This is a genomic window from Micromonospora vulcania, from assembly GCF_042658605.1.
Classification (GTDB): Bacteria; Actinomycetota; Actinomycetes; order Mycobacteriales; family Micromonosporaceae; genus Micromonospora; species Micromonospora vulcania.
On record NZ_JBHSQS010000002.1, the window covers coordinates 490,389 to 516,708 of the forward strand.

A 26,320-nucleotide genomic window follows, 5' to 3' on the forward strand; every position below is an offset into this window, starting at 1 on the left:
GCCGGGCCCGGTCGAGGAGTCGCCGTGAGCTCCGCCGCCACCCCCGATGTCGCCTCCGCCGCCGTCCGGCTGCGTGCCCTGCTCGGTGACCGGCTGTACGAACCCGGTGAGCCGGGTTTCGTCGCCGCGACCCGCCTCTGGAACGCCGCCGTGGACCGCGCTCCCGTGCTGGTCGCCCAGTGCCTCGACGCCGACGAGGTGGCCGGCGCGGTCCGGATCGCCGCCCGCTGCCACCTGCCGCTGTCGGTCCGCTCCGGCGGGCACGACTGGGCCGGCCGGGCACTGCGCGACGGCGGCCTGGTGCTCGACCTGACCGGCCTGCGCGCGGTCCGGGTCGACCCGGACGCGGCCACCGTGACCGTGGCCGGCGGGGCCTCCGCCGCCGACCTGCTCACCGCCGCCGGTCCGCACGACCTGGTGGTGCCCACCGGCGTCGTCCGCGACGTGGGCATGGCCGGGCTCACCCTCGCCGGCGGGTACGGGCCACTGTGCGGCCGGTTCGGCCTGGCCCTGGACAACCTGCTCGGCGCCGAGGTGGTCCTCGCCGACGGCCGCCGAGTCACCGCCGATCCCGAGCACGACGCCGAGCTGTACTGGGCGCTGCGTGGTGGCGGCGGCAACGTCGGTGTGGTCACCGAGCTGCGCTACCGGGCGCACCGGCTGCCCACCGTGCTGGCCGGCATGATCATGTTCGCGCTGGCGGAGGCGCCGGCCGTGCTGCGCGGCTACGGCGCGCTGCTCGCCGAGGCCCCGGACGAGTTGACGGTGATGGCCGGTTTCCTGCCCGGCCCGGCCGGCGAACCGGTGATCTTCGTCTGCCCGTTCTACAGCGGCCCGGACCCCGACGCCGGGCTGCCGTGGGTGGCCCGGCTGCGGGCGCTGGGCACCCCGTTGGTCGACCAGGTCGGCCCGCTGCCGTACGCGGACGCGTTGCGGATGTTCGACGGCGGGATGGTCGACGGCAACCACTACCTGCTGCGGACCCGCTGGCTGCCCGCGCTCGCCGGCGGCGCGGTGGACGCGTTGGTCGACGCCGCCCGGCAGGTCAGCTCGCCGTTCTCCGCGCTGGCCCTGCACCACTTCCACGGCGCGGCCAGCCGGGTCCGGCTCGCCGACACGGCGTTCGGCCTGCGCGCCGATCACCTGCTGACCGAGATCATCGCGGTGTGGCCGCCGGGCGGGGAGGTCGAGCCGCACCGGGAGTGGGCCGACCAGACGTCGGCGGCGCTCGCCCCGCACGCCCTGCCCGGTGGCTACCCGAACCTGCTCGGCCCGCACGAGACCGACCGGGTCCGGCTGGCCTACGGCGCGAACTGGGCGCGACTGCGCCGGGCCAAGCGGCATTACGACCCGCGTGACCTGCTCACCGCGGTGCCCACCCTGCCGCCGTCGGCACACCCCGGATGAGCCGCCGCCGGGAGCACCCGGAGGGTCCGTGCCAGCGGAGGCGTACGATTCCCGGCGCGCGGTCGCCGTTGCCCGTCGCCACAACGTTCCCGGTGCGGTTCTGCCGGCCCGACGCGCCACGCGTCGTTGGACACATGTTCCGCTGTCTGCAAGGGGTCGGCCCGCTGTCCGACCTGAAGGAGAGACTAGCCTGATGGGCGTGACACGCCGCGCTAAGATCGTCTGCACTCTGGGCCCCGCCACCTCGTCACCGGAGCGCATCCGGGGTCTCGTCGAGGCTGGCATGAACGTGGCGAGGCTCAACTTCAGCCACGGCAGCCACGCCGACCACGAGGCGGTCTATCGCCTGGTCCGCGAGGCGTCCGAGGCGGCTGGCAAGCCGGTGGCGGTCCTCGCCGACCTCCAGGGCCCCAAGATCCGGCTCGGTCGGTTCGCCGACGGCCCGCACGAGTGGCGCACCGGCGACTCGGTCGTGATCACCGGCGACGACGTCGTCGGCAGCAAGGAGCGGGTCTCCTGTACCTACCGCAAGCTGCCGCAGGAGGTGAAGCCCGGTGACCGCCTGCTGATTGACGACGGCCGCGTCGCCGTCGAGGTCACCGACGTCACCGGCAACGACATCCGCTGCCTGGTCACCGAGGGCGGCCCGGTCTCCAACAACAAGGGCGTCTCGCTGCCCAACGTGGCGGTGAGCGTGCCCGCCATGTCGGAGAAGGACGCGGAGGACCTGCGCTTCTCCCTGGGGCTCGGCGTCGACCTGGTCGCCCTGTCCTTCGTCCGCTCGGCCGAGGACATCAAGCTCGTCCACGGCATCATGGCCGAGGAGGGCGTGTTCCGGCCCGTGCTCGCCAAGGTCGAGAAGCCGGAGGCGGTGGACCACCTGGAGGCCATCGTGCTGGCCTTCGACGGCGTCATGGTCGCCCGTGGCGACCTCGGTGTCGAGATGCCGCTGGACCAGGTCCCGCTGGTGCAGAAGCGCGCCGTGCAGCTGTGCCGGGAAAATGCCAAGCCGGTCATCGTGGCCACCCAGATGCTCGACTCGATGATCGAGAACTCCCGGCCGACCCGCGCCGAGGCCTCGGACGTCGCCAACGCGGTGCTCGACGGCGCGGACGCGGTGATGCTCTCCGGCGAGACCAGCGTCGGCAAGTACCCGGTGCTGACCGTGAGCACCATGGCCAAGATCATCACCACCACCGAGTCCGGCTCGATCGGGGTGCCCCGGCTGCAGCACGACCCGCGTACCCACGGCGGCGCGCTCACCGTGGCCGCCTCGTCGATCGCCCGGGCCATCAACGCCAAGGCGCTGGTCGCCTTCTCGCAGACCGGTGACACCGTCCGGCGGCTCTCCCGGCTGCACTGCGACCTGCCGCTGCTGGCCTTCACCCCGGTCTCCGAGGTACGCAGCCAGCTCGCCCTGACCTGGGGCGTGGAGACCTTCCTGATGCCGTTCGTGCAGCACACCGACGACATGTTCCGACAGGTCGACCAGGCGCTGCTCGGCCTCAACCGGGCCAACCCCGGCGACTACGTGGTGATCGTGGCGGGCAGCCCGCCCGGCACCCCCGGCTCGACCAACACTCTGCGCGTACACCAGCTCGGGTCGTTGGTCGACGCGGCGTCGGCGCGGGCGCTGCAGTGAGCGACGGCCGGGTCGCGGTCGGCCAGGCCGCGGTGGACCAGCTGCTCGAGGTGCTGGATCTCGACCCGGCCGGCGCGATGACCTTCCGGGGGATGAGCCCCCCGGTCGGCCCACAGCGGGTGTACGGCGGCCAGGTCGCCGGTCAGGCCCTGGTCGCCGCCGGCCGTACGGTCGACCCGGAGCGGTTCGTGCACTCGCTGCACGGCTACTTCGTCCGCCCCGGCGACCCGGTCGAACCGATCGAATACCAGGTGGAGAACGTCCGCGACGGCCGGTCCTTCTCGGTCCGCCGCTCGGTCGCGCTCCAGCACGGCAAGCCGATCTTCTTCATGTCGGCGTCGTTCCAGCGGGCCGAGGAGGGGCTGGACCACCAGGCGCCGGCCCCGCCGGACGTGCCCGCACCGCAGGACGTGCCGACGATGACCGACCGGCTCTCCCGCTACCCGGAGCGGCTGGGCATCTGGGGCCAGATCCCGCGGCCGATCGACGTGCGTTACGTCGGCGAACCCGGCTGGGTCCGGCCCGGCGACCGGCCCGCCGACCCGCAGCAGCGCGTCTGGATGCGCATCGACGGCAAGCTGCCGGACGATCCGCTGCTGCACGCCTGCGCGCTCACCTACGCCTCGGACCTCACCCTGCTGGACTCGGTGCTGTCCGTGCACGGCGAGGTGTGGGGCCCGGGCGGCGTGGTCGGCGCGAGCCTCGACCACGCGCTCTGGTTCCACCGGCCGTTCCGTGCCGACGAGTGGTTCCTCTACGACTGCTGGAGCCCGTCGGCGTCCGGTGCGCGCGGGCTGGCCACCGGCCGGATGTTCACCACCGACGGCCGGCAGATCGCCAGCGCCGTCCAGGAGGGTCTGCTGCGCCGCGTCGGCGCCTGAACGGTCGGTCATCCCCGCCCGGCACGCACCCGTTTCGCGGGGCGCGTCCTGGCGGGGATGACTGTCTGTGTCAGGGCTGGTGGATGGCCTCGCCGGCGATCTCGATCTGCACGGTCTTGCCGACCAGCACGCCGCCGCTTTCCAGCAGCACATTCCAGAGCAGGCCGTAGTCCTCGCGGTTGATTTCGGCGGTCGCGCTGAATCCGAAGATGTTCTGCCCGTACGGATCACGACGAGCGCCGCCGAAATTCACCTGAAGGTCGACCGCCCGCGTGATTCCCTTCGCCGTCAACTCACCGGTGAGCACGAATCGCCCGGGTACGGAGTCGGACTGCGGCGGAACATTGAGACTTCTGCCTCGTCCGCCGAGTCGTTGGTTGCGCAGTCGGGCCCAGTAGAAAATCGGGTCCTCATTGCTCTGCCAGTTGATACCCGTGCTTCGATAATCGAGGGTGGGATAGCGCTCCACGTCGAGGAAGTCGGGGCTCATCAGGTGCGTGTCCCGGTCGACGCTCCCGGTCGTGATGCTCGCCGCCTGGATGGTCGCCGTCACCGAGGAGAGCAGCGGGTCCTCCGCTACCTGGATCTGCGCGGTCGCCTCGGCGAACTCACCGCGTACCGGGCTCACCATCATGTGCCGGGACAGGAAACCGATCCGCTTGTGCGCCTGATCGAGGCGATAGGTGCCGGCGACCGGGATGGTCATGCCATCCCAGGTGCGTGTGGCGACATCGGTCATCGTGGTGCCTTCCCCCCGGGCTGGACCCGGGTGTTTATCAATGTGCCGCTGGAGCCCGCGCAAACTCGTACTCCCAGCCCAGCATAGGGACGCTCCGGATCGGCATTTCGGGCCCCACCCAACGGTGGATCATGACGCATTTCACGTGCCCCGCATAAAACCGAGCCGATCGCCTTTTCGTCGATGCGTGGCCGATCGGCCGAGGCCCGCCGCTCTGGCTGGCCAACCAGCGGGCTAACCTTGCCGACATGCGCCTCTCCGCCCGGGTCGACTACGCCCTCCGCGCGGCCGCCGAACTCGCCGCGACGGCCAGTGGCCCCGGCCGAGGCCGACCGGTCACGGCCGACCAGATCGCCCGGGCCCAGGAGATCCCGCCGAAGTTCCTGGAGAGCATCCTGCTCCAGCTGCGCCGGGGCGGCATCGTGCACGCCCAGCGCGGCCCGGAGGGCGGCTACTGGCTGGCCCGCCCGGCCGAGGAGATCTCCCTCGCGGAGGTGATCCGGGTGATCGACGGACCGCTCGCGCACGTCCGTGGGCAGCGCCCCGAGCAACTCGGCTACCACGGTCCGGCCCGCGCGCTCCAGGAGGTCTGGATCGCGCTACGCGCCAGCGAGCGGGAGATCCTGGAGCTGGTCAGCGTCGCCGACGTGGCCGCCGGCACGCTGCCCGGCCGGGTCACCGAACTGGCCGCCGACCCGCGCGCCTGGATCTGACCGCCCCCGCCCCGCCGGGGGTTAGGGGTTCAGCAGGTCCTTCGCCGCATCGGTCAACAAGGTCCACGCCTCGTCGACGTGCCGCTCGGCGGTCTGCGGCGAGCCGACCGCCAGCCGCAGCGTGTACCGGCCGGCGACCCGGGTGTGCGTCAGGTGCACCCGCCCGGTGCGGTTGACCCGGGCCAGCAACTCGGCGTTGGTGTCGTTGTCGGCGCGCAGCCGGAAGCAGACCAGCGCGAAGGGATGCGCCGCGGCCAGCTCGAACCGGTCGTCGGAGCGGACCCGGTCGGCGAACCGGGCCGCCAGCGCCACCCCGGAGCGGATGTGCGCCCGTAGCCCCTGCACCCCGTACCAGCGCAGCACGAACCACAGCTTCAGGGCCCGGAACCGGCGGCCCAGCGGCACCTGCCAGTCCCGGTAGTCGATCACCGCGCCGGACTCGGTGGCCGCGTTGCGCAGGAACTCCGGCATCACGGTGAGCGCCTCGATCAGCTCGCTGCGGTCGGCCACCCAGAACGCGTCGCAGTCGAAGCCGGTGAGCAGCCACTTGTGCGGATCGAAGCAGTACGAGTCGGCGTACTCGAGGCCGGCGTGCGACCAGCGCAGCTCGGGGCAGACCGCGGCCGAGCCCGCGTACGCGGCGTCCACGTGCAACCAGATGCCGTACTCGGCGCAGATCGCCCCGATCTCCGGCAGCGGGTCGATGGCGGTCGTGGACGTGGTGCCGATGGTGGCCACCACGATCGCGGGAACGTCCCCGGCGGCCCGGTCGGCCTCGATCGCCGCGCGCAGCGCGGCCGGTCGCAGCGCCTGAGTGACCGGATCCACCTCGATCGGGCGTACGCCGTCGGTGCCCAGCCCGGCGATCCGCACGGCCTTCTCGATCGAGGAGTGCCCGTGTGCCGAGGTGTACGCGCGATAGCGCCGATCGACGCCGACCTCACGCCAGCGGCCCCCGCTGGCCCGGTGCAGCGCGGCCAGGGTGGCCACCAGGGTCGCCGACGAGGCGGAATCCTGAATCACCCCGCCACCGCGCGACGACGAGCGGAACCGCTGCGGCAGATCCAACAACTGGGCCAACCAGTCCAGCAGCACCGTCTCCAGCTCGGTGCACGCCGGGCTGGTGGCCCACAGCATGCCCTGTACGCCGAGCCCGGAGCTGACCAGGTCGCCGAGCACGCTCGGCCCGGAGGTGTTGGCCGGGAAGTAGCCGAAGAAACCTGGGTGCTGCCAGTGGGTCAGCCCCGGCACGACGACAGCGTCCAGGTCGGCCAGCACCGCCTCGACCGGCTCGCCGACGGTGGGCGGTGCGGCCGGCAGCGCGGCGGCCACCGTGCCCGGCGGATCGGCGGAGACCACCGGTCGCTGCTCCAGGGTGGCCCAGTAGTCGGCGATCCAGTCGACGACGGCGTGGCCGGCACGGCGGAACTCGTCGGGATCCATGTGTGGGGCGTTCATCCGCACGAGTCGATCAGGCATCGATCGTCGGGGCAACCCCTGGCGCCACCCGTGTGGGGTCGCCTAGGGTGGCAGGCACCGGGCCGCAGCCGCGGAATCCGCACAGCTCCGGCCCGGTGCGCCACACCGCGGCATTTCCGACCCGTCCCGACCGGAAATGCCGTACCACCACCGGCACCAACGTTAGGCACCGTCCGGGTCGCGGGGGTGACGCTGACGTGAAGATCGTGTTTCACGCCGTCCGGCGCAGGCCACCCGCCACGTGCTCGGCGATCAACTCGTACGAGCGCACCCGGTCCTGCACGTCATAGACCAGCGTGGTCAGCATCAGCTCGTCCGCGCCGGTGCGTTCCTGCAGGTCGGTCAGCTGCCGACGGACCGTCTCCGGTGAGCCCATCGCCTGCCCGTCACGGCGCTGCAGCACGAACTCCCGCTCGATCTCGGTGTACGGGTACGCCGCCGCCTCCTCGGGCGTCGACAGCGGCTCCGGCCGCCCGGAGCGCAGCTTCAGGAACGACAGCGCGCTCGGCCCGGCCAGCCACTCGGCCCGCTCGTCGGTCTCGGCGCAGACCGCGTTGACCGCCACCATCGCGTACGGCTTGTCCAGCCACCGCGACGGCCGGAAGTTCTGCCGGTACAGCGCGAGCGCCGGCAACGTGTTCTGCGAGCTGAAGTGGTGCGCGAAGGAGAACGGCAGACCGAGCAGGCCGGCCAGTTGGGCGCTGAAACCACTGGAGCCGAGCAGCCACACCGCCGGCTGCTCACCCCGCCCCGGCGTGGCGATGATCTGCCCAGGCCGCTCCCCGCTGAAGTAGTTCATCAGGTCGTCCAGCTCACGCGGGAAGCCCTCGGCCGAGAGGCCCTCCATGGTGCGGCGCAACGCCAGCGCGGTCACCTGGTCGGTGCCCGGCGCCCGGCCGATGCCCAGGTCGATCCGGCCGGGGTGCAACGCCTCCAGCGTCCCGAACTGCTCGGCCACCACCAGCGGCGCGTGATTGGGCAGCATCACCCCGCCCGACCCGAGCCGGATCGTCGAGGTGTTCGCGGCCAGGTGGGCGAGCAGCACGGCGGGCGCGGAACTCGCGATCGCCGGCATGTTGTGGTGCTCCGCCACCCAGAACCGGTGATAGCCGAGTTCCTCGGTGCGCCGGGCCAGCTCGGTGGTGGCCTGCAACGCCGCGCCAGCGGTGGTGCCCTTGGCGACCGGAGCAAGATCAAGAACAGACATCGGTACGGTGATCACACGCTGTGCCAACCCCGCGGCCCGCGTATTCATTCCTGCTCAGCCCACCCCACGGGCCTGCTCGAAGATCAAACTGGTCTGCGTGTGCTGGACCACAGGGTCGACCGCCAGGTGATCCAGCACGAAGTCCCGCAACGCGTCCCCGGACGCGGCCCGCACATGCAGCACGTAGTCCTCCGCGCCGGCGACGTGGAACACCGACACCACCCCGGGCAGCCGTACCGACCGGGCTCGGAACGCGTCCACCGCGGCCCGCTCGTGCGCGGTCAGCCGTACCGAGACCAGCGCCTGCAACGGCAGGCCCAGCGCCGCCGGATCCACCTCGGCGTGGAACCCCCGGATCGCGCCCCGCTCGCGCAGCGCCCGCGTGCGCGTGAGGCAGGTCGACGGCGCGACCCCCACCCGATCAGCGAGAGCGTTGTTCGGCAACCGGCCATCCGCGGCCAGCTCGGCCAGGATCGCGCGGTCCACCTCGTCCAGGGCCGGGTACGGCCGCACATCGTTCGGCTCAGAGGGCATACCGCCATCCTCGCCCGAATCTGTCAGGCAATCCAGGGCCAGCAGCAGAATCATCTTCCGAGCCATTGCCCTTTCGCCGGCAGATGTTCGACGCTACCGGCATGACGACGGTGGACACCCGGGCCGTACACGCCGGCCGCGACGACCTGCGCACCCTCGGCGTGCACGTACCGCCGATCGACCTGTCCACCACCAACCCGCTGCGCTCGGTCGACGACGGCGGAGACTCCTACCAGCAGCTCGCCACCGGCGGTACCCCCGGGCCCGACACCAGCGCCGTCTACCAGCGACTGTGGAACCCGACGGTGGCCCGTTTCGAGACCGCCCTCGCCGAACTCGAAGGCACCGCACAGGCCGTCGCCTTCGCCAGCGGCATGGCCGCCCTCACCGCCACCCTGCTCGCCGCCGCCCGCAACGACCGCCGGCACATCGTCGCCGTCCGACCGCTCTACGGCGGCACCGACCACGTGCTCGCCACCGGGCTGCTCGGCACCACCGTCACCTGGGCCCGCCCCGACGAGGTCGCCGCCGCCATCCGCCCGGACACTGCGCTGGTCATCGTCGAGACACCCGCCAACCCCACCCTCGACCTGGTCGACATCGCCGCCCTCGCCACCGCCGCCGGCGACACACCGCTGCTGGTCGACAACACCGTCGCCACCCCCGTGCTGCAACAACCGGCCCGCCACGGCGCCACCCTCGTGCTGCACAGCGCCACCAAGAGCATCGGTGGACACGGCGACGTCCTCGCCGGCGTCGTCGCCTGCGACGCCGACTGGGCCGCCCGACTGCGCCAGGTCCGCGCCGTCACCGGCGCGATCCTGCACCCGCTCGGCGGCTACCTGCTGCACCGCGGCCTGCAGACCCTGCCGCTTCGCGTTCGCGCCCAGCAGGCCACCGCCGAGAAACTCGCCGGCTGGCTCGCCACCCACCCGGCCGTTCAGCGCGTCCACCACCCCTCGCTGCACGACCCGGCCGCGCTGGTCGGCCGCCAACTCGCCGGCCCCGGCAGCCTGCTCGCCTTCGAGGTACGCGGCGGCGTATCCGCCGCGGCCACCGTGGCCGGCGCCTGCCGGCTCATCACCCACGCGGTGTCCCTGGGCGGCGTGGACACCCTGATCCAGCACCCGGCATCGCTCACCCACCGGCCGGTCGAGGGCGACGCCAAGCCCGCTGGCGGGCTGCTGCGCCTGTCGATCGGGCTGGAGGACACCGAGGACCTGCGCGCCGACCTCGCCCAGGCGCTCGCCGCCCTGGGCTGATCGACCGTCAGGTCAGGTCGGGGCCGGCCAGCACCCGTCGGGGCGAACCCTCCCGCGCGACCCGCAGCATCGCCTGCCCGAGCCGGTCGGTGCTGGTCACGTGGTTGGGAAAGACCCGCCTGAGCACCGGGAACAGCGGACTGACCACCGCGTACAGCGCCCGGTACCAGCCGGTTCGCGATGTCACACCGTGCGTCGGCTGGATGTAACCCGGCCGCGCGGCGTACCCGTTGGGCAGCAACTCCTGCACCTCGTTCTCGGTACGCCCCTTGACCCGCGCCCACATCACCCGGCCCTGGCCGGTCGAGTCGGTGCCGACGCCCGAGACGTAGATGAACGTGACCTGCGGGCTCACCTCGGCGAACAGCCGCGCCGCAGCGAGCGGTTAGTCGTAACTGATCCGCGTGTACGCGGCCTCGTTCATCCCGACCGAGGAGACACCCAGGCAGTAGAAGCACGCGTCCACGCCGGCCAGGTCGTCGCGTACCGCGTCCAACTCGCCGACATCGGCGACCGTGACCTCGCGCAGCTTCGGATGCTGCTGCCCGGTCGGCGCCCGCCCGACGGTCAACACCTCCCGTACGTCCTCGGCGAGCAGGCACTCCCGCAACACGCCCTGGCCGACCATCCCGGTCGCACCGAAAATCACCACGCGCATCAGTTCTCACCCCTGTCGTCGATCGGGTTCCCCGGAAGATCCGTTCCGGGCCGGGGCAGCCGGGCCGACGGTCAGGACTTCGGGCCGACGTGCCGGTCCAGCGCGGCGACGGCCTCGCGCCGCGCCACCGACAGCGAGTTGCGCCGGTTCATCCGCCAGCCGATGCCGAGCAGGTCGAGCGCCCACTGGCAGAGCGCCATGATATCGGTCGACTCGTTGACGAACATGTATCGCGGGTAGACGTACGCCTTGCCCCGGACGGTCACGCGGTTGGCGAACCGGCAGCCGTCGGAGTGGAACAGACCGCGCAGGAAGTCGCCGGGGTGGTGCTGGACGATTTCCCGCTGCCAGTCGGCGAGCACGATCGGACGTTCGTGTTTCTTGCCGGGGCCGTGCTGAGGTAGCAGACATGGCCAGTGGCTGCCGTAACTCTGCACACCCACGCAGCCCTGCTTTTGTACCCGTTGCACCTTCGAGGCGAGCACGTCCTGCATCGCCCTGTCGCACAGCTCGATGAGGTTGGGCCAGGCGTCCGAGCAGTAGATGCGTAGCACCGGCACCCGAGCGGTGGTCACCAGGTGCCCGTCGCCGAGATAGAGACCGAGAAGATAGCTGTAAGCGCGGGGATCTGTCGGACTGTCGACACCCTCTCGGCAGCGGAAGCACCGCAACTGCGTGCCGTGCTGCTTCGGCTCGGGGCGGTCGTTGCACCAGTGCCAGACCGTTCGATACGGCAGGCCGATCTGGCGAGCGGTGTCTGCGACCGTGCCGCCGGCGAGAAAGAGACGCCGTGCGCGGGCTCGGACCTCAGGTGGATGCACGAGAGAATCCTCGAACATCCGTATGACAATTTTGAGTGCCCTCGGTGGGATTCGAACCCACACTGTATGGAGTTTGAAGCCATTGCCTGCTGCCAGTTGGGCTACGAGGGCGCTTCCCTGATTCGGCCCTGACAGGATACCCACTACGCTGAGGGCGGTGACACCCGGCCGGGCGGGTGCCGGGTTAAGACTGGTGGGGGTAGGGCTGGTGGCCGAGACGCCGACGGATGCCGAGCGCAGGCGGGTGCTGATCGCCGAGGACGAGGCGCTGATCCGGCTGGACCTGGCCGAGATGCTGGTCGAAGAGGGCTACGAGGTGGTGGGGGAGGCCGGCGACGGCGAGACCGCCGTCCGGCTCGCCGAGGAGCTGAAGCCCGACCTGGTCATCCTCGACATCAAGATGCCGATCATGGATGGGCTGGCCGCCGCCGAGCGGATCGCCGGCGCCCGGATCGCACCGGTGATCATCCTCACCGCGTTCAGCCAGCGTGACCTGGTGGAGCGGGCGCGGGCGGCGGGCGCGATGGCGTACCTCGTGAAGCCCTTCCAGAAGAGCGACCTGGTCCCGGCGGTGGAGATCGCGCTGTCGCGTTACTCGGAGGTCGCGGCGCTGGAGGCGGAGGTCGCGAGCCTGACCGACCGCCTGGAGATCCGCAAGACGGTGGAGCGGGCCAAGGGCGCGCTGATGACCACGTACGGGATGACCGAACCGCAGGCGTTCAAGTGGATCCAGCGCACGGCGATGGACCACCGGATGACCATGAAGGAGGTCGCCGAGCGGATCCTCGCCGAGACCGCCGGCGGCGAGGTGTCCCAGCCGACCGTCTGACCGGCCGGCGGGGGGTGCGTGCGAGGAATAGCATCGACCCGTGTCCGTACGACGGGTGGTCGCGGTGTTCGGCATCCTCGCGCTGCTGCTCGGCGGCTGCGACGGCTCCGGCACGCCGACCGACGCCCGGTCGACCGGTGCCGGGTCGACGGCGCCCGAGCCGCCTGCGCTTCGGCCGCAGTGGCAGTCGCTGACCCTGCCGGCGCCTCCGGGCGGGGCGGGTCGCCTGCTGCTGCGCGACGCGACGGCCTGTGCGGGCCGGTGGTTCCTGACCGGCGGCGTGGCCGACGCGTCCGGCGGCACCCGTCCGGCGGCGTGGACCAGCGTGGACGGTACGACCTGGACGGTCGTGCCGGTGCTCGCGGATTCCTTCTACGGCCGGCAGAACGTGCTCTCGTCGGTGGCCTGCCGCGAGGGCAAGGCGGCGGTGATCGGCGCAAAGGTCGGCGGCGCGCACGGCTATCCGCGGGTGAGCACCTGGCGGCAGCGGGCCGACGGCGCGCTGGTCGAGGTGCAGGCGTCGTTCGAGACGTACGGCGGGCCGAAGGCGGTGAACGTCTCGGAGTTGGCGGCCGGTCCGAGCGGTTGGTTGATCGTGGGCAACCGTACGGCCGGGGCGGCCTCCTGGGTGTCGCCGCCGCCCGCGGCCGAGTTCGCGCTGGTGGAGGGCGCTCCCGAGTTGGCCAGTGACGCGGTCGGGGTGACCTGGGCGTTCGACGCAGTGGCGGCGCCGCCGGGTTGGTTGGCGGTGGGTGGGCTGTTGCCGGCCGGTCGGATCGACCGTGATCCGGCGGTGTGGTCGTCGCCGGACGGCCGGTCCTGGCGGCGTACGGTGCTGCCGGGTGGCCCGGAGTACGAGGAGTTGCAGCGGGTCGCGCTGGTCGACGGGGTGCCGGTGGCGGTCGGGCTGCGGGGGGCGACGTTCGGCGCGTGGCGGCAGGAGCCGGGGGGCTGGGTTGCCGCCGGCGCGTTCGGGCGGCGGGCCGGCGCCGGGGTGCCCGCGGTGGCGGCGCTGGTCGCTGCCGGGGCGCAGCTGGTCGCCGTGGTCGCCGACGGGTCGCGGTACGCGGTGTGGGTGTCGGCGGATCGCGGTGGGTCGTGGCGGGAGGTCGCGATGCCGCTCGATGTGCCGGCGGGCGCCGATCGGGACGTGGCGCTGGTCGCGGTGGGTGACCGGTGGTGGTTGGCGTCGGACGATGGTGCGCGGGCCGGGCTCTGGTCGGCGGCCGGCGTGGGTGCCTGACCGTCGGGGTGGTTGTGCCGGGAGCCGGTTGGGTTGGGTAGTGCCGGGCTGTTTACGCAGGTCAATGGGCTTATCGGCGGGGTTCGACGTCTCGGGATGGATGCGGGCGACGTCCGACCGGGCGCGGATTTAAGGACCGATCGACGGATTACCTGTTACGGACATCGACCTGATTGCCCACGTCTTCGTAACGGTTTCGCAGACCCCGGCTCCAGGCCTTCCGGGACGGTATGCGGTGTCGGTACGCTCCGCCATCACGAGCCGTTACGCAGGGGCAGTCCCTGCGGGGTGGGTGGAACTGCGGGTCAGCTGCTGTCGCCGTCGCTTCGGGTCAGCCGCGTCCGCATCTGGAGGAGGTCAGGAAGCCGTGAGGCGAAGCTATGTACGGGCGCTGGGTACCGCAGCGCTCGCCGCGACCCTGGTGGTCGCGGCTGGTTGCCAGGATTCCGGTGGCGAGGGTGGCACCGCGTCCGGTGACTGTGGCGGCAAGATCGCGATCTTCGGCGCGTTCACCGGCGACAACGCTGGCCTGGTGATCCCGTCGCTGAACGGCGCGAAGCTGGCCGTCAAGCAGTTCAACGCGGCGAACCCGAACTGCAAGGTCACCATGCAGGAGTTCGACACCCAGGGTGACCCCGCGGTGGCGACCCCGTTCGCGAACCAGATCGCGGGTGACAACTCGTTCCTCGGTGTCATCGGTGGTCACTTCTCCGGTGAGTCGGACGCGACGATGCCGATCTACCAGGCCGCCGGCCTGGCGATGGTCAGCCCGTCGGCGACCCGGACCGACCTGACCCAGAAGGGCAACACGTCCTTCTACCGGGTCGTCGGCAACGACGGCACGCAGGCTGCCGCGGTGGCGACCTACCTGAAGTCGCAGAACGCGACGAAGGTCTTCGCGATCGACGACGGCAGCGCGTACGGCGCGGGCATCACCGAGGAGCTGGGCAAGAACCTGGGCCCGGTGCTGGTGAACAAGGACAAGATCCAGGAGCGGCAGTCGCAGTTCGACGCCACCATCTCCAAGATCAAGGCCGCCCAGGCGGACTACGTCTTCTACGGCGGTTACACCCGTGAGGCCGCCCCGCTGGTGAAGCAGATGCGCGCCGCCAAGATCACGGCCAAGTTCGTCGGTCCGGACGGTCTGTACGACCCGGCGTTCCCGCAGGGCGCCTCCGGTGGCGCCGAGGGCGCCATCATCACCTGCCCGTGCCTCCCGGCCGACAAGGCCGGCGGCACCTTCTCCGCCGACTACCAGAAGGAGTACGGCATCGCGCCGGGCTCCTACGGTGCTGAGGGCTTCGATGGCGCCAAGATCTACCTGGACGCCTTCAAGGACGGCAAGAAGACCCGGGCCGACATCCTGGCGTACGTGAAGGCGTACGACAAGCAGGGCGTGTCGAAGTACATCAAGTTCGACGCCAAGGGTGACGTCGACCCGTCGAAGGTTGTCATCTGGGCCTACCAGATCAAGGGCACGGCGATCGAGCCGCTGCAGGAGCTCAAGCTCAGCTGACGACACGGCACTTGAGTACGGCCGGGGTGTTGAACCCCGGCCGTACTCGATGCAAGGAGACCCCCCGTGAATTTCGACGAACTCATCGGCCACCTCGGCCAGCACACCGTCGACGGGTTGTCCAAGGGCGCGATCTACGCCCTGATCGCCCTCGGCTACACCCTCGTGTACGGCGTGCTGCGTCTGATCAACTTTGCCCACTCCGAGGTCTTCATGGTCGGCACCTTCGCGGTGCTGGGCGTGTGGAGCGCCTTCGGGGTGCAGAACAACCCGCCGATCGGCCAGGCCATCCTGTTCCTGGTCCTCGGTCTGATCGCGGCGGCGGTCGCCTCGGGCGGCACGGCGCTGGCGATCGAGCGGATCGCGTACCGTCCGCTGCGACGCAAGAACGCCCCCCCGCTGATCTTCCTGATCACCGCCATCGGCCTGTCCCTGGTGCTGGTCGAGGTCTTCGGCCTGCTGCTGCCGGACGTGGCCGGCACCGCTCTGCCGAGCCTGTTCGGCCGGCCGCGCCAGATCGTCGGCATGCCGACGATCATCCAGCAGGACACGCTCTTCACCATCGGCAACACCTCGGTCACGAACATCCAGGTGATCGTGTTCGTGGCGGCCGTGGCGATGATGGCCCTGCTGGACTGGTTCATCAACCGCACCCGGTACGGCCGGGGCGTGCGCGCGGTGGCCCAGAACCCGGAGACGGCCGCGCTGATGGGCGTCAACCAGGAGCGCGTGATCATGCTGATCTTCGTGCTCGGCGGCATGATGGCCGGCGCGGCCGCGCTGCTGTGGAGCATGCGGTTCGGTTTCACCCAGAACAGCATCGGCTTCGTGTTGGGCCTCAAGGCCTTCACGGCGGCCGTGCTCGGTGGCATCGGCAACCTGCGTGGCGCACTGGTGGGCGGTCTGTTCCTGGGCATCGTCGAGGTCTACGGCGCCACCCTGTTCACGTCGAGCTGGGAGGACGTGATCGCGTTCGTCGTCCTGATCGTGGTGCTGATGTTCCGCCCCACCGGCCTGTTGGGTGAGTCACTCGGGAGGGCCCGCGCATGATCGACAAGATCCGCACCGCAGACCGTCGCCGGGTCGGCGTGCTGACCTCGGTGGGGGATCGTTGGCGCGCGCTGCCCAAGTGGCAGCAGGCCATCGGCCTCGCCGCGTGCGTCGCCTTCCTGTACTACCTGCCGCTGCTTGGCATCCCCGGCCTGACCTGGCTGCGCACCGACTCGATCGCCGGTGGCAACAACTGGGCGGGTGTGCTGTTCATCTGCGCCATCTACGTGCTGGTGGCGATCGGGTTGAACGTGGTGGTCGGCCTGGCCGGCCTGCTCGACCTGGGCTACATCGGCTTCTTCGCGGTGGGTGCGTACAGCGTGGCGCTGTTCGGCTCGACCAACTCGCCGGTGGTGAAGTGGATCCAGCAGGAGTTCGACCTGCCGAAGACCTGGGCGGTGACCTGGGCGATCTGCCTGCTCCTCGCGATCGTGCTGACGATGATCTTCGGCGTGCTGCTGGGCTGGCCGACGCTGCGGCTGCGCGGTGACTACCTGGCCATCGTCACCCTCGGCTTCGGCGAGATCATCCGGATCGTGGCGCGCAACGCGACCGGCCTGACCAACGGTCCGCAGGGCATCTCGGCCATTCCCGGCCCGGAGGGTCCGCCGTCGGCGCAGAACGAGATCTTCGGGCTGATCGACGCCAAGCCGTGGTACTGGCTGGCCATCACGGTCGTGCTGCTGATGGTCTTCGCGGTTCGTCGGCTGGAGCGCAGCCGGGTCGGTCGGGCCTGGCTCGCCGTCCGCGAGGACGAGGACGCGGCCGCGGTGATGGGTGTCTACCCGTTCAAGTTCAAGCTCTGGGCGTTCGCCATCGGCGCCGCGCTGGGCGGGCTCTCCGGCTTCCTGTTCGCCAGCCGGAACGCGTTCATCGACCCGACCCAGTTCAACGCCAACCTGTCCATCCTCTTCGTCGCGATGGTCGTGGTCGGTGGCTCGGGGAACATGATCGGTGTGTCGCTCGGCGCCGTGCTGCTGGCGTACCTGCCGGAGCGGTTCCGGGAGATTGCCGACTACCGGTGGCTGGCCTTCGGTCTGGCCATGGTGCTGGTGATGATCCTGCGTCCGCAGGGCCTGATCCCGAGCCGGCGGCGGGCCCGCGAGCTGAAGGACCGCGCGGCAGAGGCAGAGGAGGCGCCCGCTCATGTCTGACCAGACCACCAGCACCGCGACGCCGAAGATCCCGACCCAGTCGGGGCCGCGCAAGGTGCTGCTCGAGGTCGACGAGGTCACGCTCCGCTTCGGCGGCGTGGTCGCTCTCGACAAGATTGATTTCCAGATCTACGAGGGCGAGATCCTCGGCCTGATCGGGCCGAACGGCGCCGGCAAGACCACCAGCTTCAACGTGATGACCGGTGTGTACAAGCCGACCTCCGGGGCGGTCCGGTTCGGTGGCCAGCGGGTGACGGGGCGCAAGCCGCACCAGATCAGCAAGCTCGGCATCTCCCGGACGTTCCAGAACATCCGGTTGTTCCCGGAGATGACGGCGCTGGAGAACGTCATGGTCGGGACGGACTCCCGGCACAAGACGAGCGTTCCGGGTGCGCTGTTCCGGCTGCCTCGGCGCAGGCCGAAGCCGCACGAGCTGCCGCAGGTCACCGCCGAGTCCGGTGTGGTCCGTACCTGGCAGGGGGTGCGCCGGTCGTTCGCCAAGGCGTTCGGGCTGTCCCGGCACATCCTGGAGGAGCGGGCCGCGGAGGCCAAGGCGTTGGAGTTGCTGCGGTTCGTCGGTATCGCCGACCGCGCCAACGACGAGGCCCGCAACCTGCCGTACGGCTACCAGCGCCGGTTGGAGATCGCCCGCGCGCTGGCCACCGAGCCGAAGCTGATCTGCCTGGACGAGCCGGCCGCCGGCTTCAACCCGGCGGAGAAGGAAGAGCTGCTCACCCTCATCCGGAACATCCGTGACATGGGCCTGACCGTGCTGCTCATCGAGCACGACATGCGGCTGGTCATGGGAGTCACCGACCGGATCGTGGTGCTCGAGTTCGGTCGGAAGATCGCCGAGGGTGCGCCTGCGGATGTCAGTCGTGACCCGCGGGTCATCGCCGCGTACCTGGGGGAGTCTCCCGATGCTGCTTGAGCTTGAGAACGTCAGCGTTGCCTACGGTCGGATCGAGGCGCTGCACGGCATCAGCCTGAGCGTCAACGAGGGTGAGGTGGTGGCCCTGATCGGTGCGAACGGCGCCGGCAAGACCACCACCATGCGGGCCATCTCCGGCACCCGGGCGCTGGCCACCGGCAAGATCACCTTCAACGGTGAGGACATCAGCAAGCTCCGCGCCGACCTGCGGGTCGTCCGCGGGCTGTGCCAGTCGCCCGAGGGCCGGCAGATCTTCCCCGGCATGACGGTGATGGAGAACCTGGACATGGGGGCGTACACCCGGCGGGACTCCGCCGGCATCGCCGCCGACCTGGACCGGGTGCTGACCCTCTTCCCGCGGTTGGCCGAGCGGCGCAAGCAGGCCGGCGGCACGCTCTCCGGTGGCGAGCAGCAGATGCTCGCCGTCGGGCGGGCGCTGATGAGCCGGCCGAAGCTGCTGCTGCTCGACGAGCCGTCGATGGGTCTGGCGCCGATGGTGATCCGGCAGATCTTCGACATCATCACCGAGATCAACGAGCAGGGCACCACCATCCTGCTGGTGGAGCAGAACGCCCAGCAGGCGCTCTCCCGGGCGCACCGCGGCTACGTGCTGGAGACCGGTCGGATCGTGAAGGAGGGGTCCGGTCAGGACCTGCTGCACGACCCGTCGGTCAAGGAGGCGTACCTCGGCGTGGCCTGAGCCATCCGATCACGAAGCCGGCCGGCGAGGTTTTCCCTCGCCGGCCGGCGCCGTTACGTGCGGGTGGGGCCGCGGCCGGCGGTGATCTTAGCCGGCCGCAGCCGCCAACTCAGTTGACGAAGTAGCTGAGGTACCAACCCCGCGTGCCGCCGCGTCCGGCGCCCTTCGGGTAGGTGGTGAGGGTGCAGTAGTGCGACTGCCACACCGCGCCCGCCGCGTGGCACTTGGCCTCCGTGGTGTATGCCGTGTTTTCGTCGGTCCGCCACACGCCGGCGTGCGCCGGGGTGGCCACGGCGACCACGCCGGTCAGCCCGAGGAACATCAGCGCCAGGGCGCGACCCATCGACTTCTTCATTTTGAAACCCCCGTGTCGAGTGAAGATTGTCGAAACCATAGCGGCAGCGCCGCCCCGCCGCTGCCCCTCCGCGAGGCGGCGGGCGGATCTGTCGGTCGTACGGACTAGAGTCGCTGCCGTGACAGCTACGACACCGCGCCTGCTCCTCGTCGACGGACACTCCCTGGCATACCGGGCGTTCTTCGCCCTGCCGGTGGAAAACTTCTCCACCACGACGGGCCAGCCCACCAACGCGGTGTACGGCTTCACCTCGATGCTGATCAACGTGCTGCGCGACGAGCAGCCCACCCACATCGTGGTGGCCTTCGACGTCTCGCGTCGTTCCTTCCGCACCGACAAGTACGCGGAGTACAAGGCCGGCCGCAGCGAGACCCCGACCGACTTCAAGGGCCAGGTGAGCCTGGTCAAGGAGGTCCTGGCCGCGCTGCAGATCCCGGTGGTCGAAAAGGAGGGCTTCGAGGCCGACGACGTCATCGCGACGCTCGCCTGCCAGGCCCGCGACCAGGGCATGTCGGTGCTGATCAGCAGCGGTGACCGGGACGCGTTCCAGTTGGTTGACGACCAGATCACCGTCCTCTATCCGCGCAAGGGCGTCTCCGACCTGGCCCGGATGGACCCGGCGGCGATCGAGGCGAAGTACGGCGTCGGGCCGCAGCAGTACCGCGACCTGGCCGCGTTGGTCGGTGAGACCAGCGACAACCTGCCCGGGATCCCCGGCGTCGGTCCCAAGACCGCGGCCAAGTGGATCACCACATACGGCGGGGTGGAGGGAGTGATCGCCCGCGCCGACGAGATCAAGGGCAAGGCCGGCGACAGCCTGCGCGAGCGGCTCGCCGACGTGATCCGCAACTACGAGATCAACCGTCTGGTGTCCGATCTGGAGCTCCCGCTGCGCCCGGAGGACACCCGGTGGACCGGTTGGGACCGGGAGGCCGTGCACCAGGTCTTCGACACGCTGGAGTTCCGCATCCTGCGCGACCGGCTCTACCAATATCTGGAGGCGGTCGAGCCGGAGGCCGAGTCCGGCTTCGACCTCACCGGCGAGGTGCTCACCGAGCCGGGCGCGTTGACCGGCTGGCTGGCCGCACACGCCCCGACCGGCACCTCGGTCGGGTTGGCCGTCAAGCTCGACACCGGCCCCAACCGTCGCCACACCGCGTCGGTCACCGGTCTGGCGCTGGCCAGCGCCGGTGGCGCGGCGGCCTGGGTCGACCCGGCCCGACTCGACCCGGCCGACGAGAGCGCGCTGGCCGGTTGGCTGGCCGACGCGCAGCGGCCCAAGGTGCTGCACGACAGCAAGCCGGCCGTGCTGGCCTGCGCCGCGCACGGCTGGGAGTTGGCGGGCATCATCCGCGACACCCAGATCGCCGCCTACCTGGCCCGCCCCGACCAGCGGTCCTACGACCTGACCGACCTGGCGCTGCGCTATCTGCACCGGGAGCTTCGGGTGGACGCGCCGGAGACCGGCCAGCTCACCCTCGACGGGCTGGGCGACGAGGGCGTGGCCGAGCAGAACCTCATGCTCCAGGCCCGGGCCACCCTCGACCTGGCCGACGCGATCGACGCCGAGCTGTCCCGCGACGGCGAGCAGTCCGCCCGGTTGATGGCCGGGGTGGAGCTGCCGCTGATGCGGGTGCTGGCCGGCATGGAGAGCACCGGCATCGCCGCCGACACGCACTATCTGTCCGAGCTGGAGGCCCACTTCGCCGCCGAGGTGAAGGCCGCCGCGCAGGGCGCGTACGAGGCGGTGGGGCGGGAGTTCAACCTCGGCTCGCCCAAGCAGTTGCAGGAGATCCTCTTCACCGAGCTGAGCCTGCCGAAGACCAAGAAGATCAAGACGGGTTACACCACTGACGCCGACGCCCTGCAGTGGCTCTACGCGCAGAACCCGCATCCGGTGCTCGCCCACCTGCTGCGCCACCGGGACGTGGCCAAGCTCAAGTCGACCGTCGACGGGCTGCTCAAGTCGGTCTCCGACGACGGCCGGATCCACACCACCTTCAACCAGACGGTGGCGGCGACCGGGCGGCTCTCCTCCACCGAGCCCAATCTGCAGAACATCCCCATCCGCACCGAAGAGGGTCGGCGGATCCGCCGGGCGTTCGTGGTGAGCGAGGGCTACGAGTGCCTGCTCACCGCCGACTACAGCCAGATCGAGATGCGCATCATGGCGCACCTGTCGTCGGACGACGCGCTGATCGAGGCGTTCAACTCCGGCGCCGACTTCCACGCCGTGACCGCCTCGTCGGTCTTCGGGGTGCCGGTCGACGAGGTAACCCCGGACCAGCGCCGCAAGATCAAGGCGATGAACTACGGCCTGGCGTACGGGCTGAGCGCCTTCGGCCTGTCCCAGCAGCTCTCCATCGGCGCCGAGGAGGCGCGCGGGCTGATGGAGAACTACTTCGCCGGCTTCGGCGGGGTGCGGGACTATCTGCACCAGGTGGTCGCGCGGGCCCGCCAGGACGGCTACACCTCGACCATCCTGGGTCGCCGCCGCTACCTCCCGGATCTGGTCAGCGACAACCGGCAGCGCCGGGACATCGCCGAGCGGATGGCGCTCAACGCCCCGATCCAGGGCTCGGCGGCCGACATCATCAAGGTGGCCATGCTGCACGTCGACACCGCGCTGGGCGAGGCCGGGCTGCGCTCCCGGATGCTGCTGCAGGTGCACGACGAGCTGGTCTTCGAGGTCGCCCCGGGCGAACGGGAGGCGCTGGAGGCGCTGGTCCGGCGGGAGATGGGCGCGGCGTACCCGTTGTCGGTGCCACTCGAGGTGTCGGTGGGCGAGGGTCGGGACTGGAACAGCGCCGATCACTGATTTGCGGTGGGGTGCCGGGGCAGCCCGACCCGCTCCGGGCGGTCAGGCTTGATCCCTGCGCGGGTCGGGCTGCCCCGGCACCCCTGACGTGGTCACCCTGATCACCGCCGTTCGGTGTTGTGATCTCAGGGTGGGGCTGGTCCTGCGGGTCGCCCCGGTCGGGGTTGGTTACTTGAGGGGGTCGTGGCCCCAGTTCATGAGGGACCAGCGCCACCTGGTGTCGCGCACGTTGCCGGAGGGACGTTGGGCCATGTGCCGGCGGACGTAGCCGACGACCTTGCGCATGTGCTTGTAGTCGCCCTCGGTCAGATCGGCCCGCTTGCGACGCAGCAGGTTGATGATCTTCCGGCCGGACTCGTGCCCGACCGACTCGCCGCCGCCGGAACGACCGCCCTTGTGCCAGCCCACCTGCTTCGACTCGTCGCTCTCCAGCCAGCTGGACAGCTCACCGGGCTTCATGTTCACCGCTTCGGTGAACTCCCGGTAGGTGTCCCGCCCGTCGTCACCTCTGCTCATGACGCAACGCCTCCGGGCGGTGGGCCACGTCGTGGCCCGTTCCGTCGCTGTGGACCAGGTACTGCGGGTCGTCCGGGGCCGCGTTGACGGCTCGCCCGCTGATCCGCGTCCGCTCGGTGATCTCCTGCGCGACCACGCCGTACGCCCGGCTGCCGTGGCTCGACCAGGAGACGTGGTCGCCCTTGTGGAACCTCTGCTCGGCCATGTTCCTCGTCTACCCGGCACCGCCGGGGCGAAACGACCGGCGGGCTACGGCGTGATCTCGGAGATCGGCAGCTTGATCTCGAACGGCTCGGTCAGTTCGATCACGTCCTCGCCGTCGGTGATCAGCTCGTACTGCCGCTCCCCGCCGGGACCCACCCGGTCGCCGATCCGGTACGCGTAGACGTGCACCGGATCCTGCTCGATCCGCCAGTAGAACGGGATGCCGGCGGCGGCGTACTCGCCGGGCTTGGCGAACCGGTCGATCCGCCGCGTACCCGGCGAGACGATCTCCACGGCGAGGACGACGTCTGCAGGCCGCAGCATGGATCGGGTGGGATTCATGCCGGCCCGCCGCAGCAGGACGTCCGGCTGTCGGCTGGTGTTGGAACTCAGTCCGACTCCGACTGCCTGGACGACCCGGAGGTCGACCGGCACATGCTGCAGCAGCCAGTGCGCGAGTAGTAACGAGATGTCTTGGTGGCCCAGGGTGGGGGAGGGTGTCACCTGGAGAACTCCGTCGACGAGTTCGACGCGGGGGGCGTCGTCCGGCAGGGCGAGCAGGTCCGCCAGCGTGTAGTCGGCACGCTGCTGCCGCATCGGGTCCGGACACCAGGGGCCAGGTGATGTCGGGATGGGCTCGGCGCTCATGGGGCGAGCCTACCGGCGATCGATGGGATGCGGGTCGGACCGCGCGTGCGACGCGCTCAGGCGGCGGGCCTCTCGGTGACGAAGATGGCGGTGCCGGGGAAGAGCCGCCCGCGCAGCGGGCTCCACTGCCCCCAGATTCCCTCGTGCCCCGCCGGCCACTCCGGCTCCACCAGGTCCAGCAACCGGAAACCGGCCCCGACCAGCTCGCGGATCCGGTCGCCGAGGGTGCGGTGCTGCTCGACGTACGTGGCCACGCCGGATTCGTCCTGCTCCACGTAGGGGGAGCGGTCGAAGTACGAGTGCACGGCGGTCAGCCCGCCCTCGCCCGGATCGTCGAGGAAGATCCAGCGCATCGGGTGGGTCACCGAGAACACCCACCGGCCGCCCGGACGCAGCACCCGGTGCACCTCGGCGAGCAGGGCCGCCGAGTCGTCCACGAACGGGATCGCGCCGAACGCCGTGCAGGCGAGGTCGAACGAGCGGTCGGCGAACGGCAGGGCGAGCGCGTCGGCCTGCACCAGCGGTACGCGTACCCCGGTGCGGTCGGCGGCGTCCACGGCGTGCCGCAACATGCCGGCGGACAGGTCGAAGGCGACCGGCCGGGCACCCTGGGTGGCCAGCCAGCGGGCGGCGGACGCGGCGCCGCAGCCCACCTCCAGCACCCGTCGCCCGGCCAGGTCGCCGAGCAGTCGGGCATCGGCCTCGCGCAGCCCCTCCGGGCACCAGACGAAGTCCACGTCGCCGAGGAACGCGCCGTGCTCGGCCTGGTAGTCGTCGGCGTCGCCGTCCCACCAGCCCCGGTTGGCCCGCCGGGCCTCGGCGTCACCGACCCGGCGCCGGGTCACCCGGCTGTCGTCATCCACCCGCTCACGCTAGGCCCCGCCGTGGCCCTCGCGGGCAGTGGGCCACAGCGACCCGCCGGGCCCGGCCGTGTCCCTCGTTCGGTGGTGCCGCTGGTGCCGCTGTGACGCACGAGACAACGGGGGTGGTTTCCGGGCGATTGTTCGGCTTTCGCAGGTCATCGCGCGGCGAGGAGACGGGAGGGCTTGCACGCTGTGGTAATGCGCACGGTAGGCTAGACGATGCGCTCGCGGATCGTGTGTCTCGGCAGGGAGCAGGTGCGCGGTCGACGGAGCACATCATGATCCCACTAGGCGATCGTTCGGTGTGCCCGGCGACGGATCCGCTGGCGCGAACAGGTCACTGCGACACCAGCCTGCTGTGACAACCCATCCGACCGGAGCAACCGCCCACATGACGAGCAGCATCGAGGCCCCCTCGAGCGCCACCCGGGTCACCCACGACGATCTCGGTTCCGAGGAGGCTTTCCTCGCCGCGATCGACGAGACCATCAAGTACTTCAACGACGGCGACATTGTCGAAGGCACCGTCGTCAAGGTCGATCGGGACGAGGTCCTGCTCGACATCGGCTACAAGACCGAGGGTGTCATCCCCTCTCGGGAGTTGTCGATCAAGCACGACGTGGACCCCGCCGAGGTTGTGACGGTTGGTGACCACATCGAGGCCCTGGTCCTCCAGAAGGAGGACAAGGAGGGTCGTCTGATCCTCTCCAAGAAGCGGGCGCAGTACGAGCGGGCCTGGGGCACGATCGAGAAGATCAAGGATGAGGACGGGGTCGTCCGCGGCTCGGTCATCGAGGTGGTCAAGGGCGGCCTCATCCTCGACATCGGGCTGCGCGGCTTCCTGCCCGCGTCCCTGGTCGAGATGCGGCGGGTGCGCGACCTGCAGCCGTACGTCGGGCGGGAGCTCGAAGCCAAGATCATCGAGCTGGACAAGAACCGCAACAACGTGGTCCTGTCCCGCCGGGCCTGGCTGGAGCAGACGCAGTCCGAGGTGCGCACCGAGTTCCTCAACAAGCTGCAGAAGGGCCAGGTCCGCAAGGGCGTCGTGTCCTCGATCGTCAACTTCGGCGCCTTCGTGGACCTCGGCGGCGTCGACGGTCTGGTGCACGTCTCCGAGCTGTCCTGGAAGCACATCGACCACCCGTCCGAGGTCGTCGAGGTCGGCCAGGAGGTCGAGGTCGAGGTCCTGGACGTCGACCTGGACCGCGAGCGTGTCTCGCTGTCGCTGAAGGCGACCCAGGAGGACCCGTGGCGGCAGTTCGCCCGCACCCACGCGATCCAGCAGATCGTGCCGGGTAAGGTCACCAAGCTGGTGCCGTTCGGTGCGTTCGTCCGGGTGGACGACGGCATCGAGGGCCTGGTCCACATCTCCGAGCTGGCCGAGCGCCACGTGGAGATCCCGGAGCAGGTCGTCCAGGTCGGCTCCGAGGTCATGGTCAAGGTCATCGACATCGACCTCGAGCGTCGCCGGATCTCGCTGTCGCTCAAGCAGGCCAACGAGGGCTTCGTCGAGGGCGAGGAGCACTTCGACCCGACCCTCTACGGCATGGCCGCGACGTACGACACCGAGGGCAACTACATCTACCCGGAGGGCTTCGACCCGGAGACGGGCGAGTGGCTCGAGGGGTACGACAAGCAGCGCGAGACCTGGGAGAACCAGTACGCCGAGGCTCGTCAGCGCTGGGAGGCCCACACCAAGCAGGTGCAGACCTCTCGCGCCGCCGACGCCGAGGCCGCTGCCAACCCGGCTCCGCCGGTCGCCGCTGCTGGCGGCACCACCTCCTCGTCCAGCCCGGCCCCGAGCCGGCAGGCCGAGGAGCCGGCCGGCACCCTGGCCACCGACGAGGCGCTCGCCGCACTGCGGGAGAAGCTCGCCGGCGGTAAGTGACCCGCTGAACGACGACGGGCCCCGTCTCCGCGATCTTCGGATCGTCGGGGGCGGGGCCTTCGCCGTGCCCCGAGCAGGCCGCCGCCGCGCCGCGCACAGCCGCCGCCGCCCGCAAGATCGCGCGCAAGATCGCGCACGATCCAGGATGTAGTGGGGTCGACGCCGCCGCGAGGCCACTAAAACCAGGATCGTGCGCGGTCGGGTCCGGGTTGGGCGCGGGGCGCGGCGGGGCGGGGCGCGGGGGCAGCGGGGCGGGGGCGGA

General features: G+C 70.6%; 25 protein-coding genes, 1 tRNA gene and 1 pseudogene. 14 read left to right on the forward strand and 13 right to left on the reverse strand.

The features are described 5' to 3' along the window. The first annotated feature begins 24 nt into the window (after nucleotides 1-24). The 3 genes from ACFQGL_RS04840 to ACFQGL_RS04850 all read left to right on the forward strand — a co-directional run bounded on the left by ACFQGL_RS04840 (nucleotide 25) and on the right by ACFQGL_RS04850 (nucleotide 3,930). A complete protein-coding gene (locus ACFQGL_RS04840) occupies nucleotides 25-1,407 on the forward strand; it encodes an FAD-binding oxidoreductase (protein ID WP_377505895.1) in 1,383 nt (460 codons plus the stop codon). A gap of 193 nt (nucleotides 1,408-1,600) precedes the next feature. Next, the gene (gene pyk / locus ACFQGL_RS04845; protein ID WP_377505898.1) at nucleotides 1,601-3,049 is read left to right on the forward strand and encodes a pyruvate kinase; all 1,449 of its coding nucleotides are present in this window, start codon (nucleotides 1,601-1,603) and stop codon (nucleotides 3,047-3,049) included. After that, nucleotides 3,046-3,930, forward strand: a complete 885-nt coding sequence (locus ACFQGL_RS04850; protein ID WP_377505901.1) for an acyl-CoA thioesterase — start codon at nucleotides 3,046-3,048, stop codon at nucleotides 3,928-3,930. Before pyk ends, ACFQGL_RS04850 begins: the two co-directional genes overlap by 4 nt. 70 nt (nucleotides 3,931-4,000) lie before the next feature. On the opposite strand, the gene ACFQGL_RS04855 is transcribed toward ACFQGL_RS04850, so the two are convergent. Then, a complete protein-coding gene (locus ACFQGL_RS04855; RefSeq protein ID WP_377505904.1) occupies nucleotides 4,001-4,669 on the reverse strand; it encodes a YceI family protein in 669 nt (222 codons plus the stop codon). A 248-nt stretch (nucleotides 4,670-4,917) separates the two neighbouring features. Here ACFQGL_RS04855 and ACFQGL_RS04860 point away from each other — a divergent pair, with 248 nt between their 5' ends. Then, complete coding sequence (locus ACFQGL_RS04860; protein WP_124770783.1) at nucleotides 4,918-5,382, forward strand: RrF2 family transcriptional regulator; 465 nt, start codon at nucleotides 4,918-4,920, stop codon at nucleotides 5,380-5,382. 21 nt (nucleotides 5,383-5,403) lie between these two features. Here ACFQGL_RS04860 and ACFQGL_RS04865 read toward each other — a convergent pair whose 3' ends face one another. The 3 genes from ACFQGL_RS04865 to ACFQGL_RS04875 form a co-directional block, all read right to left on the reverse strand. Further along, on the reverse strand, nucleotides 5,404-6,840 hold the full coding sequence (locus ACFQGL_RS04865; RefSeq protein ID WP_377505908.1) for a pyridoxal-dependent decarboxylase: 1,437 nt from the start codon (nucleotides 6,838-6,840) through the stop codon (nucleotides 5,404-5,406). Nucleotides 6,841-7,072: 232 nt separating this feature from the next. Continuing rightward, nucleotides 7,073-8,068 (reverse strand): LLM class flavin-dependent oxidoreductase, encoded by a 996-nt coding sequence (locus ACFQGL_RS04870; RefSeq protein WP_377505911.1) that lies wholly within the window; start codon nucleotides 8,066-8,068, stop codon nucleotides 7,073-7,075. A gap of 54 nt (nucleotides 8,069-8,122) precedes the next feature. Further along, nucleotides 8,123-8,602, reverse strand: a complete 480-nt coding sequence (locus tag ACFQGL_RS04875; protein ID WP_377505914.1) for an Lrp/AsnC family transcriptional regulator — start codon at nucleotides 8,600-8,602, stop codon at nucleotides 8,123-8,125. 83 nt (nucleotides 8,603-8,685) lie between these two features. On the opposite strand from ACFQGL_RS04875, the gene ACFQGL_RS04880 reads away from it, so the two are divergent. Then, nucleotides 8,686-9,864, forward strand: a complete 1,179-nt coding sequence (locus ACFQGL_RS04880; RefSeq protein WP_377505917.1) for a trans-sulfuration enzyme family protein — start codon at nucleotides 8,686-8,688, stop codon at nucleotides 9,862-9,864. 7 nt (nucleotides 9,865-9,871) lie between these two features. Here the strand turns inward: ACFQGL_RS04880 and ACFQGL_RS04885 are convergent, their stop codons facing one another. From ACFQGL_RS04885 to ACFQGL_RS04900, 4 genes are all read right to left on the reverse strand, one after another. Then, nucleotides 9,872-10,219: a Rossmann-fold NAD(P)-binding domain-containing protein gene (locus ACFQGL_RS04885; RefSeq protein ID WP_377505919.1), complete on the reverse strand. Its 348-nt coding sequence runs from the start codon at nucleotides 10,217-10,219 to the stop codon at nucleotides 9,872-9,874. 30 nt (nucleotides 10,220-10,249) lie between these two features. Beyond that, nucleotides 10,250-10,522, reverse strand: coding sequence for an NAD-dependent epimerase/dehydratase family protein (locus tag ACFQGL_RS04890; protein WP_377505922.1), 273 nt, complete (start codon nucleotides 10,520-10,522; stop codon nucleotides 10,250-10,252). Between the two features lie 71 nt (nucleotides 10,523-10,593). After that, nucleotides 10,594-11,343 carry a terminase gpP N-terminus-related DNA-binding protein gene (locus ACFQGL_RS04895; RefSeq protein WP_377505925.1) on the reverse strand — a complete coding sequence of 250 codons (750 nt, stop codon included), beginning with the start codon at nucleotides 11,341-11,343 and terminating at the stop codon, nucleotides 10,594-10,596. A 36-nt stretch (nucleotides 11,344-11,379) separates the two neighbouring features. After that, nucleotides 11,380-11,454, reverse strand: a tRNA-Leu gene (locus ACFQGL_RS04900). A gap of 97 nt (nucleotides 11,455-11,551) precedes the next feature. On the opposite strand from ACFQGL_RS04900, the gene ACFQGL_RS04905 reads away from it, so the two are divergent. From ACFQGL_RS04905 to ACFQGL_RS04935, 7 genes are all read left to right on the forward strand, one after another. Continuing rightward, the gene (locus tag ACFQGL_RS04905) at nucleotides 11,552-12,172 is read left to right on the forward strand and encodes an ANTAR domain-containing response regulator (protein ID WP_377506041.1); all 621 of its coding nucleotides are present in this window, start codon (nucleotides 11,552-11,554) and stop codon (nucleotides 12,170-12,172) included. 40 nt (nucleotides 12,173-12,212) lie between these two features. Beyond that, nucleotides 12,213-13,415: a hypothetical protein gene (locus ACFQGL_RS04910; protein ID WP_377505928.1), complete on the forward strand. Its 1,203-nt coding sequence runs from the start codon at nucleotides 12,213-12,215 to the stop codon at nucleotides 13,413-13,415. A 367-nt stretch (nucleotides 13,416-13,782) separates the two neighbouring features. Continuing rightward, nucleotides 13,783-14,931 (forward strand): branched-chain amino acid ABC transporter substrate-binding protein, encoded by a 1,149-nt coding sequence (locus tag ACFQGL_RS04915; protein ID WP_377505931.1) that lies wholly within the window; start codon nucleotides 13,783-13,785, stop codon nucleotides 14,929-14,931. 66 nt (nucleotides 14,932-14,997) lie between these two features. Further along, complete coding sequence (locus ACFQGL_RS04920) at nucleotides 14,998-15,981, forward strand: branched-chain amino acid ABC transporter permease (RefSeq protein WP_377505934.1); 984 nt, start codon at nucleotides 14,998-15,000, stop codon at nucleotides 15,979-15,981. Then, nucleotides 15,978-17,135: a branched-chain amino acid ABC transporter permease gene (locus tag ACFQGL_RS04925; RefSeq protein ID WP_377505937.1), complete on the forward strand. Its 1,158-nt coding sequence runs from the start codon at nucleotides 15,978-15,980 to the stop codon at nucleotides 17,133-17,135. Before ACFQGL_RS04920 ends, ACFQGL_RS04925 begins: the two co-directional genes overlap by 4 nt. Then, the gene (locus tag ACFQGL_RS04930; RefSeq protein ID WP_377505940.1) at nucleotides 17,128-18,066 is read left to right on the forward strand and encodes an ABC transporter ATP-binding protein; all 939 of its coding nucleotides are present in this window, start codon (nucleotides 17,128-17,130) and stop codon (nucleotides 18,064-18,066) included. Before ACFQGL_RS04925 ends, ACFQGL_RS04930 begins: the two co-directional genes overlap by 8 nt. After that, entirely contained in the window at nucleotides 18,056-18,766 is a 711-nt protein-coding gene (locus ACFQGL_RS04935) for an ABC transporter ATP-binding protein (protein ID WP_377505943.1), read from the forward strand. The genes ACFQGL_RS04930 and ACFQGL_RS04935 overlap by 11 nt, the downstream gene beginning before the upstream one ends. 109 nt (nucleotides 18,767-18,875) lie before the next feature. Here the strand turns inward: ACFQGL_RS04935 and ACFQGL_RS04940 are convergent, their stop codons facing one another. After that, nucleotides 18,876-19,121, reverse strand: a complete 246-nt coding sequence (locus ACFQGL_RS04940; RefSeq protein ID WP_377505947.1) for a hypothetical protein — start codon at nucleotides 19,119-19,121, stop codon at nucleotides 18,876-18,878. Between the two features lie 118 nt (nucleotides 19,122-19,239). Between ACFQGL_RS04940 and polA the strand changes: the two genes are divergently transcribed. Continuing rightward, complete coding sequence (polA, locus tag ACFQGL_RS04945; protein ID WP_377505950.1) at nucleotides 19,240-21,939, forward strand: DNA polymerase I; 2,700 nt, start codon at nucleotides 19,240-19,242, stop codon at nucleotides 21,937-21,939. 171 nt (nucleotides 21,940-22,110) lie between these two features. Here the strand turns inward: polA and ACFQGL_RS04950 are convergent. From ACFQGL_RS04950 to ACFQGL_RS04965, 4 genes and pseudogenes are all read right to left on the reverse strand, one after another. Then, nucleotides 22,111-22,455 (reverse strand): annotated as a pseudogene (locus ACFQGL_RS04950) (DUF3140 domain-containing protein); the annotation flags it as partial. Further along, on the reverse strand, nucleotides 22,442-22,660 hold the full coding sequence (locus ACFQGL_RS04955) for a hypervirulence associated TUDOR domain-containing protein (protein ID WP_377505953.1): 219 nt from the start codon (nucleotides 22,658-22,660) through the stop codon (nucleotides 22,442-22,444). The pseudogene ACFQGL_RS04950 and the gene ACFQGL_RS04955, both read right to left, overlap by 14 nt. A gap of 44 nt (nucleotides 22,661-22,704) precedes the next feature. Continuing rightward, the gene (locus tag ACFQGL_RS04960; RefSeq protein WP_377506044.1) at nucleotides 22,705-23,256 is read right to left on the reverse strand and encodes a Uma2 family endonuclease; all 552 of its coding nucleotides are present in this window, start codon (nucleotides 23,254-23,256) and stop codon (nucleotides 22,705-22,707) included. 107 nt (nucleotides 23,257-23,363) lie between these two features. Continuing rightward, entirely contained in the window at nucleotides 23,364-24,170 is an 807-nt protein-coding gene (locus ACFQGL_RS04965; protein ID WP_377505956.1) for a class I SAM-dependent methyltransferase, read from the reverse strand. A 391-nt stretch (nucleotides 24,171-24,561) separates the two neighbouring features. On the opposite strand from ACFQGL_RS04965, the gene rpsA reads away from it, so the two are divergent. Then, complete coding sequence (gene rpsA / locus ACFQGL_RS04970) at nucleotides 24,562-26,058, forward strand: 30S ribosomal protein S1 (protein WP_377505959.1); 1,497 nt, start codon at nucleotides 24,562-24,564, stop codon at nucleotides 26,056-26,058. Nucleotides 26,059-26,320: the final 262 nt, after the last annotated feature.